Below are 15980 nucleotides of genomic sequence, written 5' to 3' on the forward strand. Positions count from 1 at the left end.
ACCTCTCTCCGTGCTGCTGCCGTCCGGCTCACCGGGAGAGCTCCCAGCGGGGGCCGGACGGGGTGTCCTCGACGCTGACGCCGAGGGTGGTCAACTGGTCGCGGACGGCGTCGGCCGCCGCGAAGTCCTTGCGGGCCCGGGCCGCCGCACGCTGGTCCAGGGCGAGCCGGACCAGACCGTCGGTGACCTCGGCGAGCCGCGGGTCGCTGCCGCTGGACCCGGCCCAGTGCGGGTCCAGCGGGTCCAGCCCGAGCACGGCGAGCATGGCCCGCACCGAGCCCAGGGCCGCGGCGACCGCGGTCCCGTCGCCGTCGGCCAGCGCGGTGTTGCCGACCCGGACGGCCTCGTGCACGGCGGCGACCGCGGCGGGGGTGGCCAGGTCGTCGTCCAGCGCGGCGGTGAACTCCGGTGCCAGCACCGGCTCCCCGGCGTCGGCACCGACCCGCTCGGCCGCCCGCCGCACGAACGACTCCAGCCGCCGGTAGGCCTGACCGGCCTCGGCCAGGGCGTCCTCGGTGAACTCGATGGTGGAGCGGTAGTGCGGGGCGATGAGGTAGTAGCGCAGCTCGACCGGCCGGACCCGGGTGACGACGTCGTCGACCAGGGCGGTGTTGCCCATCGACTTGCTCATCTTCTCCCCGCCCAGGGTGACCCAGCCGTTGTGCAGCCAGTACCGGGTGAACGGGTCGCCGGCGGCGCGCGACTGCGCCTGCTCGTTCTCGTGGTGCGGGAAGCGCAGGTCCAGCCCGCCGCCGTGCAGGTCGAACTCCGCACCCAGGTACTTGTGCGCCATCGCCGAGCACTCCAGGTGCCAGCCCGGCCGGCCCCGACCCCAGGGGGTGTCCCAGGACGCGGTCGCCGGGTCGGTCGCCTTGTGCGCCTTCCACAGCGCGAAGTCCCGGGGGTCGCGCTTGAGGTCGTCGGTGTCGCTGTCGGCGGCCGGCTGCAGGTCCTCGAGCTTCTGCCCGGTCAGCTCGCCGTACGCCGGCCAGGACCGGACGTCGAAGTACACGTCACCACCGGCCGGGTAGGCGTGCCCACGCTCGACCAGCCGGGCGATCATCTCGATCATCTCCGGCACGTGGCCGGTCGCCCGCGGCTCGTAGGTGGGCGGCAGCGTGCCCAGCAGGTCGTAGGCCCGGGTGCAGGCCAGCTCGTTGCGGTAGGCCCAGTCCCACCACTCCACACCGGCGGTCTCGGCCTTGGCGAGGATCTTGTCGTCGACGTCGGTCACGTTGCGCACGAAGGTGACGTCGAGGCCGTCGTGGGTGAGCCAGCGGCGCAGCACGTCGAAGGCCAGCGCGGCCCGCACGTGCCCGATGTGCGGCGGGCCCTGGACGGTGAGACCGCAGACGTACATGGAGGCCCGCCCGGCACGCAGGGGCGTGAAGTCGCGCACGGCACGCGCGGCCGTGTCGTACAGGCGGAGGCTCACCGGGCGGAGTCTACGGAGGCCCCGCCACCGGTCCGGACCACGAGCGCGGTGGCGATCGCCGCCCGTCCCTCGCCGCGACCGGTGAGCCCGAGCCCGTCGGTGGTGGTGGCGGTCAGCCCGACCGGGGCACCGAGGGCCGCGGTGAGCACCCGTTCGGCCTCGGCGCGACGCGGGCCGACCTTCGGGGTGTTGCCGACCAGCTGCACCGTGGCGTTGCCGACGACCCACCCGGCGGCGGCCAGGGTCTCCCGCACGTGCACCAGGACGTCGGCGCCCCGGGCCCCGGCCCAGCGCGGGTCGTCGGTGCCCAGCAGCCCGCCGATGTCACCGAGACCGGCGGCCGCCAGCACCGCGTCGGTGAGGGCGTGGGCCACGACGTCGCCGTCGGAGTGCCCGGCGCAGCCGTCCACGCCGGGCCACTCGAGACCGGCCAGCCAGCAGGTGCGCCCGGCCTCGACCGGGTGCACGTCGGTGCCGGTGCCCACGCGGGGCAGGACGGGCTGGGTCACGGGGCGGCCACCTGGAGCTCGGCGAGACGGAGGTCGTGGGGGACGGTGATCTTGGCGGCCCGCTCGTCGCCGTCCACGGTGGTGACCGGCACGCCCGAGGCGCGGACGACGGAGGCGTCGTCGGTGAACTCCGCGGCGCTGCCGTGCGCGGCGGCGTAGGCGGCGACCAGGGCCTGCCGGTGGAAGCCCTGCGGGGTCTGCACCCGGCGCAGCGCGGCCCGGGCGACCTCGGTGGTCACCGACCCGTCGGCGGCCACGGACACCGTGGTGTCGACGACTGGCAGCACGGGGACGACGGCCGGGGCACCGGCGGCCAGCGCCGCGAGCACCCGGGCGACGACGTCCGGCGGGGTCAGCGGGCGGGCGGCGTCGTGCACCAGGACGGCGTCGACGTCCTCGCGGGCGAGAGCCAGTGCGGCGCGGACCGAGGCGGTGCGGGTGTCCCCGCCCTCGACCAACTCGACGTCGGGCCCGAGCGCTGCGGCGAAGGCGGCCCGGTCGGCGGCCGGGACGGCGACGACGACGCGCTGCACCCCGCCCTCGAGCAGGGTCTGCACCGCCCAGGCGACCAGGGGCCGGCCGGCGAGCTCGACGAGGGCCTTGGGGCGTTCGTGGCCCAGACGCAGACCACTCCCGGCCGCTGCGACGATGCCGACAGCGTGCACGGGAGTGGTCCGGGTGTGGTTCTGGTGGGGCGCGGTGCTCAGCTGGCGAGGACCTCGTCGAGCAGGATCTCGGCCTTGTCCTCGTTGGTGCCCTCGGCGAGCGCGAGCTCGCTGACCAGGATCTGGCGGGCCTTGGAGAGCATCCGCTTCTCCCCGGCCGACAGGCCGCGGTCCTTGTCGCGACGCCACAGGTCGCGCACGACCTCGGCGACCTTGTTCACGTCACCGGAGGCCAGCTTCTCGAGGTTGGCCTTGTAGCGACGCGACCAGTTGGTCGGTTCCTCGGTGTGCGGGGCGCGCAGGACCTCGAAGACCTTGTCCAGGCCCTCCTGCCCGACCACGTCACGAACGCCCACGATCTCGGCGTTGTCTGCTGGTACTCGTACGGTGAGGTCGCCCTGGGCGACCTTGAGCACGAGGTAGGCCTTCTCGACTCCCTTGACGGTGCGCTGCTCGATCGCCTCGATGAGCGCTGCTCCGTGGTGCGGGTAGACGACGGTCTCGCCGACGGTGAAGCCCATGTGTGTGTAGCCCCTTTCGCTGGACCCCAGAATACCACGGGACGGGTGCTACGGATCTGGTTGGTCCTGCCAAACGTGCAGGTCAGAGGCTTGTTGCTGGTCAGAGTGGGGTTGACAGGGGATGGTGGGTGTGCCTGCAGCGGGTGACGGGGACCGTCCGGGGGCCGGTCGGGTGGTGCTCGCGATGGCCCTGGCGACCCATCTGGGACCCACCGTGGCGGTCACCGCGGTGGGCGCGCTGCTGGCCGTCACCGCCGGGGTCGGGCCCGCCCGGACGGTGCTGGTGACCCTCGCGGTGCTCGCCGGGCAGGCCTCCATCGGGTGGAGCAACGACTGGCTGGACGCCGACCGGGACGCCGCCGTCGCCCGCGCGGACAAGCCGACCGTGCAGGGTCTGGTGACCCCGGCCCGGCTGCGTGCGGCGGCGCTGGTGGCCCTCGCGCTCGCGGTGGTGCTCTCCCTGGCCCTCGGCCCCGCGCCCGGCGTGCTGCTGCTGGGCGTCGTCGCCGGCGGCTGGGCCTACAACGCCGGGCTCAAGCGGACCGCGGCCTCGCTGGTGCCCTACCTGGTGGCCTTCGGCCTGCTCCCGGCCGGCGTGGTGGCCGCGGCCCCCGGCACCCCGGCCGCCCCGTGGTGGCTGGTCGCCGCCGGTGCCGCACTGGGCGGGGCCGCGCACCTGGCCAACGTGGCCCCCGACCTGGAGGACGACGCCGCCACCGGGGTGCGCGGGCTCCCCCACCGGCTGGGCGCCACGGCGTCGGCACTCGTCGCGGCACTGCTGCTGGGCGGGGCGTCCCTCGTCCTGGTGCTCGGCCCCGCCGGCCCGCCCACCCCGCTGGGCTGGGTGGCCGTGGTCGTCGCCGTCCCGGCGCTGGTGGTGGCCGCCCTCGCCGGCACCGAGCGCTTCCGCCGGGCCGCCTTCCCGGCGGTCATGCTGCTCACCGTCGTCGACGTCGTCCTGCTGCTCGCCGGCGGCGGCTCGCTCCGCTAGAAGGGGTCGGTCCCCCTCCGGCGCTCCTGGTCGACGACCTCGGCGCGGTCCTTCAGCCGCTCCAGCCCGGCCAGGGGGCGCGACATCCGGTGGTTGCCGGCGAGCTTCTCCCGCGTCCGGTCCAGGAACCCCCAGTAGCCGGCGGTGAACGGGCAGGCGTCCTCCCCGATCCGCTTCTTGGGGTCGTACCGGCAGCCACCGCAGTAGTCGCTCATCCGGTCGATGTAGGCCCCGCCCGAGGCGTAGGGCTTGGTGGCGAGCACCCCGCCGTCGGCGTGCTGGCTCATGCCGACCACGTTGGGCACCATCACCCAGTCGTAGCCGTCGACGAACAGCCGGTGGAACCAGTCCGTCATGGCCTGCGGGGCGATGCCCCGCTGCAGGGCGTAGTTGCCCAGCACCATCAGCCGCGGGATGTGGTGCACCCAGCCGCGGGCCCGCAGGTCGCCGACCACCCCGGCCAGGCACGCGGCGTCGACCTGGCTGGTGTCCAGGTCGGCCAGCCAGTCGGGGACGGCGGCGTGCGCCTCGAGGGCGTTGCCCTCCCGGTAGTCGCGACCCAGGAACCAGTAGAGGTGCCAGATGTAGTCGCGCCAGCCCATGACCTGGCGGACGAAGCCCTCGACGGAGTTCAGCGGCAGCCCGGCACCGTCGCCCACCGAGTCGCGGTAGGCCGCCTCGGCGCGGTGCACGACCTCGACCGGGTCGACCAGGCCCAGGTTCATCGGCGCGGACAGCAGCGAGTGCGCCAGCCACGGCTCGCCCGCCAGCATCGCGTCCTCGTGCGGGCCGAAGGCGGCCAGCCGGTGGTCCAGGAAGTCACGCAGTCGGTGCAGCGTCTCCCGGCGGGTGACCGGGAACAGCCGCGGACCGTCGTCCCCGACGAAGGAGACGTCGCCGTCGGCCTCCCACCGGTCCAGGTCGGCGCGCACCTGCTCGTCGATCTCGTCCTCGGCCGGCATCCAGGGCTCCGGCGCCGGGGAGCGGCCGTCCTTGGGCGGGGGCTCGCGGTTGTCGGCGTCCAGGTTCCACCGCCCGCCCACGGGCTCGGCGCCGTCCATCAGCACCTCGTGCCGGCGGCGGGCGTCGCGGTAGAAGTCCTCCATCAGCAGCGCCCGGCCGCGCCGGCCGTTCGACCGACCGCCCGCCCAGGTCGCGAAGTCGGCCTGGCTGGTCACGAAGCCGCGGGCGGCGAGCACCTGCAGCCCGTCGCGGGCCAGCACGAAGTCCCGGCCGCCCCAGGTGGTCGGTGCGCACACGCTCACCGGGCCCTCGACCCGGTCGAGCGCCTCGCCGTAGGTGTCGGTCTGCAGGAACACCGCCTGGTCGCCGAGCTCGGCGGCGCGGTGCCGCAGCGCGGACAGCACCAGGTGGGCCTTCTGCCGGTGGAACCGGCGGCGGCGGAAGACCGCACGGGACTCGACCAGCAGCACCTCCTGGTGCGGGTCGTCCAGGAAGTGCGGGCCGAGCTGGTCGGCGAAGCACCAGCGCCGGGTGTCCGGCGCGCGTTCCGGGAAGTCGGCGAGGGCCGGGTCGTCCGGTGCCCGCCCGTCGTCCTCGGCGTCCACGGCGTGCTCCTGCGTGCTGTGTGCGGCCACGTGCCTCACCTCCCCGCGCGCATGGTGGGCAGACCGTTAGGCTCAGCGCGACTCGAGCCACCGACGTCCGGTGGCCGTGCTGCTCCTGGAGGTCCCCCGCCGTGAACCGCGTCCTGCGCACCGCCACCGTCGGCGCGCTGCTGCTGTCCCCGGTGCTCCTGACCTCCTGCAGCGCCGGTCAGATCGCCCAGACCGCCACCCAGGACCGCGACATCCGCGGCGGGCAGGCCGACCTCGGCGACATCCACCTGCGCACCGCGACCACCGCCTACCCGACCAACGGGCTGTACGAGGCCGGGGACGACGCCCGCCTGCTGGTGGCCATCGCCAACTCCGGGCCCACCGCCGACGTGCTCACCGACATCTCCGGCGACGGCTTCGAGTCCGTGGAGATCGTCGACCCCGAGGCCGACCCCGAGGCGACCGAGCCCACCACCGAGCTGACCATCCCGGCCGGCGGCAACGTCTACGTCGGCGACGGCGGCCCGGCGGTCACCCTCGTCGGGCTGACCGAGGAGCTCACCCCCGGCACGGCGCTGCAGGTCACGATGACCTTCGAGAACGCCGGCGAGGTCACCCTCCCGGTGCTGGTCGGCACCCCGGCGCTGGACCTCCCGCGCGGCGAGGGCTTCGACTTCCACGGCGAGGAGTAGCCGCACGGTTCTGTCGTACCCACCGGGCACGATGGAGCCGTGCCACCGACCAGCCTGAAGTCCCGCCCCGGCCACCGCTGCACCGAGTGCGGCTACGCCTCCGCCAAGTGGGTCGGTCGCTGCCCCGAGTGCCAGGCCTGGGGCACGATCGCCGAGGTCGGCGCCACCGCCAGCGGCGGCCTCCGCTCGGTCCAGGCCGGCCCCACCACCGGCCGGGCCCGTCCGATCGCCCAGGTCGAGCTGGCCGGTGCCCGCGCGGTGCCCACCGGCATCGAGGAGTTCGACCGGGTGCTGGGCGGCGGCCTGGTGCCCGGCGCGGTGCTGCTGGTGGCCGGTGAGCCCGGGGTCGGCAAGTCCACGCTGCTGCTCGAGGTCGCCCACCGGGTGGCGGCCAGCAACGGGCCCACCCTGGTGGTGTCCGGGGAGGAGTCCGCGGCCCAGGTGCGGCTGCGCGCCGAGCGGATCGGCGCCCTGCACGACGAGCTGTTCCTGGCCGCGGAGACCGAGCTGTCCGCGGTGCTCTCGCACATCGAGGACGTCAACCCCACCCTGCTCGTGCTCGACAGCGTGCAGACCGTCCGCTCCCCCGCCGTCGACGGCACCGACGGCGGCGCCACCCAGGTCCGCGCCGTGGCCAGTGCGCTGACCGGGATCGCCAAGGCGCGCGGGATGACGGTGATCCTGGTCGGGCACGTCACCAAGGACGGCGCGATCGCCGGGCCCCGCGCACTGGAGCACCTGGTCGACGTGGTGATCAGCTTCGACGGCGAGCGGCACTCGACCCTGCGCATGGTCCGGGCCACCAAGAACCGGTTCGGCCCGGCCGACGAGATCGGCTGCTTCGAGATCGGTGACGGCGGCGTCATCGGCGTCCCCGACCCCTCCCACCTGTTCGTCTCCCGCCGCACCTCCCCGGTGGCCGGCAGCGCCGTGACCGTGACCATGGAGGGCAGCCGACCGCTGCTGGCCGAGGTGCAGGCGCTGGTTGCCCCGTCCGGCGGCGGGTCACCGCGCCGCGCGGTCAGCGGCCTGGACCCCCAGCGGGTGGCGATGATCAACGCCGTGGTCGAGCGGCGCGGCGGGGTGCGGCTGGCCGACGCCGACGTGTTCGCCGCCTCGGTCGGCGGGGTGAAGATCACCGAGCCGGCGGCCGACATGGCCCTGGCGCTGGCGATCGCCTCGGCCAGCAAGGACCGCGCGGTCCCGGGCAACGTCATCGCCCTGGGCGAGGTCGGGCTCTCGGGTGAGATCCGACGGGTCGGCGGGACCGGCCGGCGGCTGGCCGAGGCCGCCCGCCAGGGCTACACCGTGGCGCTCGTCCCCCCGGACGCCGGACAGGCCCCGCCCGGGATGCGCCTGGTCGAGGTCGCCGACCTGGGCGCGCTGTTCCACAAGCTGTTCTGAGCCCCCCGCGGTCCCGGCGCACCGGAGCCCAGGCCCCCGGCCAGGGCGTCACCTAGACTCAGCCCTCGCACCACCCGCATACGTCAGGAGCGCGAGTGCCCCCCGCAGTGGACCCCGAGGTCGCCCTCCGCGAGCTCCTGGGACGGATCGCGCCGGGGACGGCGTTGCGGGACGGACTGGAACGGATCCTGGCCGGCCGCACCGGCGCGCTCATCGTGCTGGGCTACGACCGGGTCGTGGAGTCCCTGTGCACCGGCGGGTTCGCCCTGGACGTCGCGCTGTCGGCCACCCGGCTGCGCGAGCTGGCCAAGATGGACGGCGCGGTGATCGTCTCCTACGACGGCACCCGGATCGTCCGCGCCGGCGTGCACCTCATGCCCGACCCGACCATCCCCACCGAGGAGTCGGGCACCCGGCACCGCACCGCCGAGCGGGTCGCCCTGCAGACCGACTTCCCGGTGCTGTCGGTGAGCCAGTCGATGCACATCATCAGCGTCTACGTCGCCGGCCGCCGCTACACCCTCGAGCACCCCACGACGATCCTGGCCCGCGCCAACCAGGCCCTCGCCGCCCTCGAGCGGTACAAGCTCCGGCTCGACGAGGTGGCCTCCACGCTGTCCGCGCTGGAGATCGAGGACCTCGTCACCGTCCGCGACGCGATGAGCGTGAGCCAGCGGCTGGAGATGGTCCGCCGGATCGCCGACGAGATCGAGGGCTTCGTCGTCGAGCTGGGCACCGACGGGCGGCTCCTGGCCCTGCAGCTGGACGAGATGCTGGCCGGCGTCGAGGAGGACCGGGGCCTGCTGGTCCGGGACTACCTGCCCACCGACGGGCGCCGCACGCCGGCGGGCGAGGAGGTCCTCACCGACCTGCGCGCCCTCACCGCCACCGAGCTGCTCGACCTCTCCGCGGTGGCGCGCTGCTACGGGCTCCCCACCTCACCCGACGCGCTGGACTCCCCGGTCAGCCCACGTGGCTACCGGCTGCTGGCCCGGGTGCCCCGGCTGCCCGCCGGGATCATCGACAAGCTGGTCGTCCACTTCGGGGGACTGCAGAAGCTGCTGGCCGCGACCATCGAGGACCTGCTGTCCGTCGAGGGCGTCGGGGAGGCCCGGGCCCGCGGCATCCGCGAGGGGCTGTCCCGGCTGGCCGAGACCTCGATCCTCGACCGCTACAGCTGACCGGGCTCAGACCAGGCTGAACGGGACCGCGGGGCCGACCGCGGTGTCCAGCCGGGCCTGCAGCTGGTACGCGCCCGGCGCCGGGGTGACCCGGTCGGTGGCGCAGCCGGGCGAACTGGTGAGCCCGCCCCAGACCAGCGGGTAGGCGAGCACCTCGCCCGCGGCCAGCGTGCGGGGCTCGCTGCTGGCCTCGGGGAAGCAGTCCTGGCTGCCCCAGAGCCGGGTGCCGGCACCGTCGAGCAGCACGATCTCGCGCAGCCCGGCGTCCAGGCTGCGCGTGCAGGACACCGGCGAGGTGTTGGTGACCGTCAGCGTGAACGTCGGCTTGCTGCCCACGGCAGCCTGCGCCGGGTCGGCGGAGACCCCGACGGCGATCATGTCGTCGCCGCAGGCCTGGCCCTCGGTGTAGACGGGTCCGGCGGGCGTCTCCGGGGCCGGCGCGGGCTCCACCGGGGCCGGCTCGGTCGTCGTGGGGGCCGGCGCGGTGGGCGTCTCCCCGGCGGCCAACGAGGGCACGACCTGCTCCAGGGACGGCGCGGGGAGCACCGGGGAGTCGGCGCCGGTGTCCTCGGCGACGGCCGCGGTGTCGGTGCCACCGGCCACGGCGGACACCACGGCCCACCCGCCCCCGACGACGAGGGCGACCAGCAGACCGAGCAGCAGCGCACGCCGCCGCCAGTAGACGGCGGGAGGCAGCTCGCCGACCGGATGCAGCACCCTGTGACGCTAACCGTCCGACGCCGACCGGCGCGGACGGCTCGCCGCGGCGCCTGGCGCCGACCACGGCCGCGTGCCACGCTCCGCCCGTGATCCTCGTCGTCGCCCGTGCCCTCGCCCGCCCCGACGGACGGGCCGACCTCGTCGCCCTGCTCGTCGAGGCCGCCCGCGCCTCCCGCCAGGAGCAGGGCAACCTCTCCTACGCCTTCCACGCCGACCTGGAGGACCCCAACGCGTTGGTCTCGGTCGAGGAGTGGGAGACCCGGGAGGACCTGGACAGGCACATGGGCACCCCCGGCCTGGCCGCGCTGCTGGCGGCCCTGCCGCCGCTGGTCACCGCCGAGCCCACCATCACCGTGCACGAGGTGTCGGCCACCGCGCCCTACGGCGGCTGACGGGCCTCAGGGGCGGCTGGGAGACTGGCTGTCCGTGAGCTCCTCCCCCACGACCGACAGCTCCCCCGGCGACCTGGTCGTCGACTGGTACGCCTGGGCGGCCCGGGACCTGCCCTGGCGGGTCGCCGGGGTGGACGCCTGGGCGGTGCTGGTCAGCGAGGTGATGCTCCAGCAGACCCCCGTCGCCCGAGTCGAGCCGCTGTGGCGCGAGTGGCTGCACCGCTGGCCCACCCCGGCCGACCTCGCCGCCGCCTCCCCCGGCGACGTCATCCGCGCCTGGGGCAAGCTCGGCTACCCGCGCCGGGCGATGCGTCTGCAGGCGGCTGCTGCGGCGATCGCCGCCGAGCACGGCAACGTCGTCCCCGACGACGTGGCGGTGCTGGAGTCGCTGCCCGGGATCGGCACCTACACCGCCCGGGCGGTGGCCTGCTTCGGCTACGGGCAACGCCAGCCGGTGGTGGACACCAACGTGCGGCGGGTGGTCGCCCGCCTGGTGCACGGCCGGGCCGAGGCCGCCCCGGCCCGCGCCACCGACCTGGACGACATCGCGTCCCTGGCCCCGGCCGACCACGACCGCGCGGTCCGGTTCTCGGTGGCCGTCATGGAACTCGGCGCCCTGGTGTGCGTGGCCGGCACGCCGCGCTGCGGGGTCTGTCCGGTGCGGACGGTGTGCACCTGGCGGCTGGCCGGCTCCCCGCCGTACGACGGGCCGCCCAAGAAGGTGCAGAAGTTCGCCGGCACCGACCGCCAGGTGCGCGGGCGGCTCCTGGACGTCCTGCGGGCGGCCCCCGGCCCGGTGGAGGCGACGCAACTGGACGCGGTGTGGTCCGACGCCGTCCAGCGCTCCCGCTGCCTGGACTCGCTGCTGGTGGACGGCCTGGTCGTGCAGACCGACGACGACAGGTTCGCCCTCCCCTCCTGAGACGCGGCGAGGGCCGCCACCCGCGTGTGCAGGTGACGGCCCTCGTCAGGTGGTGCTCAGATCACGCGCTGGGTGCGCTGTCCTCGTCGCCGTCGGCGCCCGAGAGGGCGACCGGCGGGGTGTCGGGCAGGTCGATCGGCTTGGCCTCACCGCGGAAGGTGAACGTCGACTTGGTGGGGTCGGCGTTCTCCTCCACGTCGACGACGATGATCTGCCCGGGGGCGATCTCGCCGAAGAGGATCTTCTCCGAGAGCGTGTCCTCGATCTCGCGCTGGATGGTTCGACGCAGCGGTCGCGCACCGAGCACGGGGTCGAAGCCACGGGAGCCCAGCAGCTTCTTGGCCGCGGGGGTCACCTCCAGCGACATGTCCTTGTTCGACAGCTGGGTCTCGACCCGGTTGAGCATGAGATCGACGATGTGCACGATCTCGTTCTCGGTCAGCTGGTGGAACACGACGATGTCGTCGATGCGGTTGAGGAACTCGGGCCGGAAGTGCTGCTTGAGCTCCTCGTTGACCTTGAGCTTCATCCGCTCGTAGTTGCTCTGGTCGTCGTTGCCGACCTGGAAGCCCAGACCCACGGCCTTGGAGATGTCCCGGGTGCCGAGGTTCGTGGTGAGGATCAGGATCGTGTTCTTGAAGTCCACGATCCGGCCCTGACCGTCGGTCAGCCGCCCGTCCTCCAGCACCTGCAGCAGCGTGTTGAAGACATCGGCGTGGGCCTTCTCGATCTCGTCGAAGAGGACCACCGAGAACGGCTTGCGCCGCACCTTCTCGGTCAGCTGGCCGCCCTCGTCGTAACCGACGTAGCCGGGAGGGGCACCGACGAGCCGCGACACGGTGAACTTGTCGTGGTACTCGCTCATGTCGATCTGGATGAGCGCGTCGTCGTCGCCGAAGAGGAAGTTCGCCAGCGTCTTGGCCAGCTCGGTCTTACCGACACCCGAGGGGCCGGCGAAGATGAACGAACCGCCCGGACGACGCGGGTCCTTGAGACCCGCACGCGTGCGCCGGATGGCCTGGCTGACGCTCTTGATGGCCTCTTCCTGGCCGATGATCCGCTTGTGGAGCTCGTCCTCCATGCGGAGCAGACGCGTGGTCTCCTCCTCGGTGAGCTTGAAGACGGGGATCCCGGTCCAGTTGGCGAGGACCTCGGCGATCTGCTCGTCGTCGACCTCGGCGACGACGTCCATGTCGCCGGCCTTCCACTGCTTCTCGCGCTCGGCCTTCTCGCCCAGCAGCTGCTTCTCCTTGTCGCGGAGGTTCGCCGCCTTCTCGAAGTCCTGGGCGTCGATCGCCGACTCCTTCTCCCGGCGGATGGCCGAGATCCGGTCGTCGAACTCGCGCAGGTCCGGCGGGGCGGTCATCCGCTTGATGCGCATGCGGGCGCCGGCCTCGTCGATCAGGTCGATCGCCTTGTCGGGCAGGAACCGGTCGGAGATGTACCGGTCGGCCAGCGTCGCGGCAGCCACGAGTGCGCTGTCGGTGATGCTGATCCGGTGGTGCGCCTCGTAGCGGTCGCGCAGGCCCTTGAGGATCTCGATCGTGTGGGCGAGCGTCGGCTCGGCGACCTGGATGGGCTGGAAGCGACGCTCGAGCGCGGCGTCCTTCTCCAGGTGCTTGCGGTACTCGTCCAGCGTGGTGGCACCGATGGTCTGCAGCTCACCACGGGCCAGCATGGGCTTGAGGATGCTGGCGGCGTCGATCGCGCCCTCGGCGGCACCGGCCCCGACGAGGGTGTGGATCTCGTCGATGAACAGGATGATGTCGCCGCGGGTGCGGATCTCCTTGAGGACCTTCTTCAGCCGCTCCTCGAAGTCACCGCGGTAGCGGGAACCGGCGACCAGAGCGCCGAGGTCGAGGGTGTAGAGCTGCTTGTCCTTCAGCGTCTCGGGCACCTCGCCCTTGACGATGGCCTGGGCCAGGCCCTCGACGGCGGCGGTCTTGCCGACGCCGGGCTCACCGATCAGCACCGGGTTGTTCTTGGTGCGACGGGAGAGCACCTGCATGACCCGCTCGATCTCCTTGGCCCGGCCGATGACCGGGTCCAGCTTGCCGTCGCGGGCGGCCTGGGTCAGGTTGCGGCCGAACTGGTCGAGGACCAGCGAGGTCGACGGGGTGCCCTCGGCGGGGCCGCCGGCAGCGGCCGGCTCCTTGCCCTGGTAGCCCGAGAGCAGCTGGATGACCTGCTGGCGGACCCGGTTCAGGTCGGCGCCGAGCTTGACCAGCACCTGGGCGGCGACGCCCTCGCCCTCGCGGATGAGGCCGAGCAGGATGTGCTCGGTGCCGATGTAGTTGTGGCCGAGCTGGAGGGCCTCGCGCAGCGAGAGCTCCAGGACCTTCTTGGCCCGCGGGGTGAAGGGGATGTGACCGGAGGGGGCCTGCTGGCCCTGTCCGATGATCTCCTCGACCTGCTGGCGCACGCCCTCGAGCGAGATGCCCAGGGACTCCAGCGCCTTCGCGGCGACACCCTCACCCTCGTGGATCAGACCCAGGAGGATGTGCTCGGTGCCGATGTAGTTGTGGTTGAGCATCCGGGCTTCTTCTTGAGCCAGGACGACGACCCGACGGGCTCGGTCGGTGAACCGTTCGAACATCTGCTGCTTCCCCTCTGACCGGCTCGGACGTGCGGTGCTGCTCCCCTCGCGGGGTGGTGCTGCCGACGTCGTCGACTGTTGTCCGTCCGAGGACGGGGCACCGGTCGTTCCACTGTAGTCACCGACGCGGGGTCGGGAGCGTGCGTGCACACCCTCCGCTCCTGCGTCTGCCCTGCACAACTGACGGTCCCGGACCGGTGTTCCGCCCCGGTTACGCCCTCAGCGCAACGGACCGAGGCCCGACCCCGGGAACGGGGTCGGGCCTCGTGACGTGCTGGAACGGCCCCGTCTCAGGGACCCGCGGCGCGCGGAGCGTGTCGTGGGGGGAGACGGGGTCCTTCTTCAGTGAGCTGCTTCGTAGGCGTCGACGACGGTGGCGGGGATGCGGCCCCGGTCGCTGACGTCGTGGCCGTTCTTGCGGGCCCAGTCGCGGATGGCACCGGCCTGCTCGCGGTCCATCCGGCCGGCGCCGCCGCCGGTGGCCTTGGAACGGCCGGCGCCGGAGGCGCGGGTGCCGCGGCTGCTGACCTTGCGGGCGGCGTTGACGTACTTGCTGAACACGTCGCGCATCTCGCCGGCGTTCTTGTCCGACAGGTCGATCTCGTACGTGGTCCCGTCGAGGGAGAACGTCACGGTCTCGTCCGCCGAGACGTCGTCATCGAGGTCGTCACTGAGGATCACCTGGACCTTGCGAGCCATCTTGTTTCCCTTTTCCGTTGCTGGCCCCCGTGCGGCCGTGGAACTCGTCGCCATTTCGGCGACGCATTCATTGCACCACGACGCCCGCGCACCCGACGAATCCGCGTGGCCATTCTCAGGAAAAGAGCCCCGATCGGGTCAGAATGGTCTAGGAAGTGATCGGGCGCACCAGCGGGAAGAGGATGGTCTCGCGGATTCCGAGACCGGTCAGCGTCATCATCAACCGGTCCATCCCCATTCCCACACCACCGGTCGGCGGCATCCCGTACTCGAGTGCCTCGAGGAAGTCCTCGTCGAGCACCATCGCCTCGGGGTCACCGGCAGCGGCCAGCAGCGCCTGGGCGGTGAAGCGCTCGCGCTGCACGACCGGGTCGACGAGCTCGGAGTACCCGGTGCCCCGCTCGATGCCCCCGATGTAGAGGTCCCACTTCTCCGCGACGCCCTCGACCGAGCGGTGCGCGCGGGTGAGCGGGGAGGTCTCGGTCGGGTAGTCGATGACGAAGGTGGGGTCCTGCAAGGAGTCCTGGACCAGGGCCTCGAAGAGCTCCTCCACGAGCTTGCCGGCACCCCAGGCCGGGTCGACGCCGACGTCCACCCGCTCGGCGTGCGCTCGCAGCGTCTCCACCGGGGTGGCCGGGGTGATCTCCTCCCCCAGCGCCTCGGAGGTGACCCCGTACAGCGACACCTGCGGCCAGACGCCGGAGAGGTCGACCTCGGTGCCGTCGTGGTGCCGGGCGACGTGGTCGCCGAAGAGCGCGGCACAGCTCTCCTGCACCAGTTCGCGCGTCGTCGTCGCCATCTGCTGGTAGTCCGCGTGCGCCTCGTAGAACTCCAGCATCGCGAACTCCGGGGAGTGCGAGCTGTCGGCGCCCTCGTTGCGGAAGTTCCGGTTGATCTCGAACACCCGGTCCAGTCCGCCGACGATGCACCGCTTGAGGAACAGCTCGGGCGCGATGCGCAGGTACAGGTCGAGGTCGAAGGCGTTCATGTGCGTGCGGAAGGGCCGGGCGGTGGCCCCGCCGTGCACGACCTGCAGCATCGGGGTCTCGACCTCGAGGTAGCCGCGGGTGGTGAGCCCGGCGCGGACGGCGGCGTTGACAGCCGAACGCTGGTGCACGACCCGGCGGGCCTCGTCGCGGACGATGAGGTCGACGTAGCGGCGGCGGACCCGCAGCTCCTCGCTCATCGGCTTGTGCGCGACCGGCAGCGGGCGCAGCGCCTTGGCGGCCAGCTGCCAGGAGTCGGCGAACACCGAGAGCTCCCCGCGGCGGGAGGTGCCCACCTCGCCGGTGACCAGCACGTGGTCGCCCAGGTCGACGTCGGACTTCCAGGCGGCCAGGGCCTCCTCGCCGACCCGGTCGCGGGAGAGCATGACCTGCAGCTCGGTGCCGCCCTCGCGCAGCGTCGCGAAGCACAGCTTGCCGGTGTTGCGGCTGAAGATGACCCGGCCGGTGACCCCGACGACCTGGCCGGTCGTCTGGTCGGCGTCCAGGTCGGGGTGGGCGGCGCGGACGTCGGCCAGCGACGTCGTGCGGGCCACGCCCACCGGGTAGGGGTCGACACCGGACTCCCGGAGCCGGTCGAGCTTGGCGCGGCGGACGCGCAGCTGCTCGGGGAGCTCGTCGTCGGGCTGTTCGGGTGGTTCGACGGTCACCCCGCGAGCCTACGGAGTCCGGGCCCGGTGGCCCCGCTCA

Annotated in this window: 15 protein-coding genes; 6 read left to right on the forward strand and 9 right to left on the reverse strand. The window is 73.2% G+C overall.

The genetic code is table 11. The features are described from left to right. Positions 1 to 28: 28 nt before the first annotated feature. The 4 genes from cysS to ASG36_RS05925 are packed head-to-tail and all read right to left on the reverse strand — an operon-like array spanning position 29 to position 3130. Positions 29 to 1435, reverse strand: coding sequence for a cysteine--tRNA ligase (gene cysS, locus ASG36_RS05910; protein ID WP_055760637.1), 1407 nt, complete (start codon positions 1433 to 1435; stop codon positions 29 to 31). Further along, complete coding sequence (ispF, locus tag ASG36_RS05915; protein WP_200944340.1) at positions 1432 to 1944, reverse strand: 2-C-methyl-D-erythritol 2,4-cyclodiphosphate synthase; 513 nt, start codon at positions 1942 to 1944, stop codon at positions 1432 to 1434. The genes cysS and ispF overlap by 4 nt, the downstream gene beginning before the upstream one ends. Next, a complete protein-coding gene (gene ispD / locus ASG36_RS05920) occupies positions 1941 to 2609 on the reverse strand; it encodes a 2-C-methyl-D-erythritol 4-phosphate cytidylyltransferase (RefSeq protein ID WP_055760640.1) in 669 nt (222 codons plus the stop codon). Before ispD ends, ispF begins: the two co-directional genes overlap by 4 nt. A gap of 38 nt (positions 2610 to 2647) precedes the next feature. Continuing rightward, positions 2648 to 3130: a CarD family transcriptional regulator gene (locus ASG36_RS05925; RefSeq protein ID WP_029337651.1), complete on the reverse strand. Its 483-nt coding sequence runs from the start codon at positions 3128 to 3130 to the stop codon at positions 2648 to 2650. Between the two features lie 184 nt (positions 3131 to 3314). Between ASG36_RS05925 and ASG36_RS05930 the strand changes: the two genes are divergently transcribed. Beyond that, a complete protein-coding gene (locus ASG36_RS05930) occupies positions 3315 to 4121 on the forward strand; it encodes a UbiA family prenyltransferase (protein WP_235494622.1) in 807 nt (268 codons plus the stop codon). Here the strand turns inward: ASG36_RS05930 and ASG36_RS05935 are convergent. Continuing rightward, positions 4118 to 5719 (reverse strand): cryptochrome/photolyase family protein, encoded by a 1602-nt coding sequence (locus tag ASG36_RS05935; protein ID WP_235494624.1) that lies wholly within the window; start codon positions 5717 to 5719, stop codon positions 4118 to 4120. The genes ASG36_RS05930 and ASG36_RS05935 overlap by 4 nt on opposite strands. Positions 5720 to 5820: 101 nt before the next feature. On the opposite strand from ASG36_RS05935, the gene ASG36_RS05940 reads away from it, so the two are divergent. The 3 genes from ASG36_RS05940 to disA all read left to right on the forward strand — a co-directional run bounded on the left by ASG36_RS05940 (position 5821) and on the right by disA (position 8957). Further along, a complete protein-coding gene (locus tag ASG36_RS05940) occupies positions 5821 to 6372 on the forward strand; it encodes a copper chaperone PCu(A)C (RefSeq protein WP_055760645.1) in 552 nt (183 codons plus the stop codon). A 39-nt stretch (positions 6373 to 6411) separates the two neighbouring features. Further along, the gene (radA, locus tag ASG36_RS05945; protein WP_200944341.1) at positions 6412 to 7776 is read left to right on the forward strand and encodes a DNA repair protein RadA; all 1365 of its coding nucleotides are present in this window, start codon (positions 6412 to 6414) and stop codon (positions 7774 to 7776) included. A gap of 95 nt (positions 7777 to 7871) precedes the next feature. Then, positions 7872 to 8957, forward strand: coding sequence for a DNA integrity scanning diadenylate cyclase DisA (gene disA / locus ASG36_RS05950; protein ID WP_055760648.1), 1086 nt, complete (start codon positions 7872 to 7874; stop codon positions 8955 to 8957). A gap of 6 nt (positions 8958 to 8963) precedes the next feature. On the opposite strand, the gene ASG36_RS21790 is transcribed toward disA, so the two are convergent. Further along, positions 8964 to 9674 (reverse strand): hypothetical protein, encoded by a 711-nt coding sequence (locus ASG36_RS21790; RefSeq protein WP_055760651.1) that lies wholly within the window; start codon positions 9672 to 9674, stop codon positions 8964 to 8966. A gap of 89 nt (positions 9675 to 9763) precedes the next feature. Here ASG36_RS21790 and ASG36_RS05960 point away from each other — a divergent pair, with 89 nt between their 5' ends. Further along, positions 9764 to 10069: a putative quinol monooxygenase gene (locus ASG36_RS05960; protein WP_055760654.1), complete on the forward strand. Its 306-nt coding sequence runs from the start codon at positions 9764 to 9766 to the stop codon at positions 10067 to 10069. A gap of 34 nt (positions 10070 to 10103) precedes the next feature. Further along, the gene (locus tag ASG36_RS05965) at positions 10104 to 10991 is read left to right on the forward strand and encodes an A/G-specific adenine glycosylase (protein WP_055760657.1); all 888 of its coding nucleotides are present in this window, start codon (positions 10104 to 10106) and stop codon (positions 10989 to 10991) included. 61 nt (positions 10992 to 11052) lie between these two features. Here the strand turns inward: ASG36_RS05965 and ASG36_RS05970 are convergent, their stop codons facing one another. The 3 genes from ASG36_RS05970 to lysS form a co-directional block, all read right to left on the reverse strand. Then, entirely contained in the window at positions 11053 to 13587 is a 2535-nt protein-coding gene (locus ASG36_RS05970; RefSeq protein ID WP_055760660.1) for an ATP-dependent Clp protease ATP-binding subunit, read from the reverse strand. 342 nt (positions 13588 to 13929) lie between these two features. Next, the gene (locus tag ASG36_RS05975; protein ID WP_055760663.1) at positions 13930 to 14286 is read right to left on the reverse strand and encodes an Lsr2 family protein; all 357 of its coding nucleotides are present in this window, start codon (positions 14284 to 14286) and stop codon (positions 13930 to 13932) included. A gap of 148 nt (positions 14287 to 14434) precedes the next feature. Further along, the gene (gene lysS / locus ASG36_RS05980) at positions 14435 to 15940 is read right to left on the reverse strand and encodes a lysine--tRNA ligase (RefSeq protein ID WP_055760668.1); all 1506 of its coding nucleotides are present in this window, start codon (positions 15938 to 15940) and stop codon (positions 14435 to 14437) included. Between the last annotated feature and the right edge of the window lie 40 nt (positions 15941 to 15980).

It is taken from the genome of Geodermatophilus sp. Leaf369, assembly GCF_001424455.1.
Classification (GTDB): Bacteria; Actinomycetota; Actinomycetes; order Mycobacteriales; family Geodermatophilaceae; genus Klenkia.

Bases quoted from the DNA above. Each gene is read 5' to 3' on its own strand.
- ASG36_RS05925 (WP_029337651.1), bottom strand. From the start codon at position 3,130: ATGGGCTTCACCGTCGGCGAGACCGTCGTCTACCCGCACCACGGAGCA.
- ASG36_RS05970 (WP_055760660.1), bottom strand. From the start codon at position 13,587: ATGTTCGAACGGTTCACCGACCGAGCCCGTCGGGTCGTCGTCCTGGCT.
- ASG36_RS05975 (WP_055760663.1), bottom strand. From the start codon at position 14,286: ATGGCTCGCAAGGTCCAGGTGATCCTCAGTGACGACCTCGATGACGAC.
- ASG36_RS05930 (WP_235494622.1), top strand. From the start codon at position 3,315: ATGGCCCTGGCGACCCATCTGGGACCCACCGTGGCGGTCACCGCGGTG.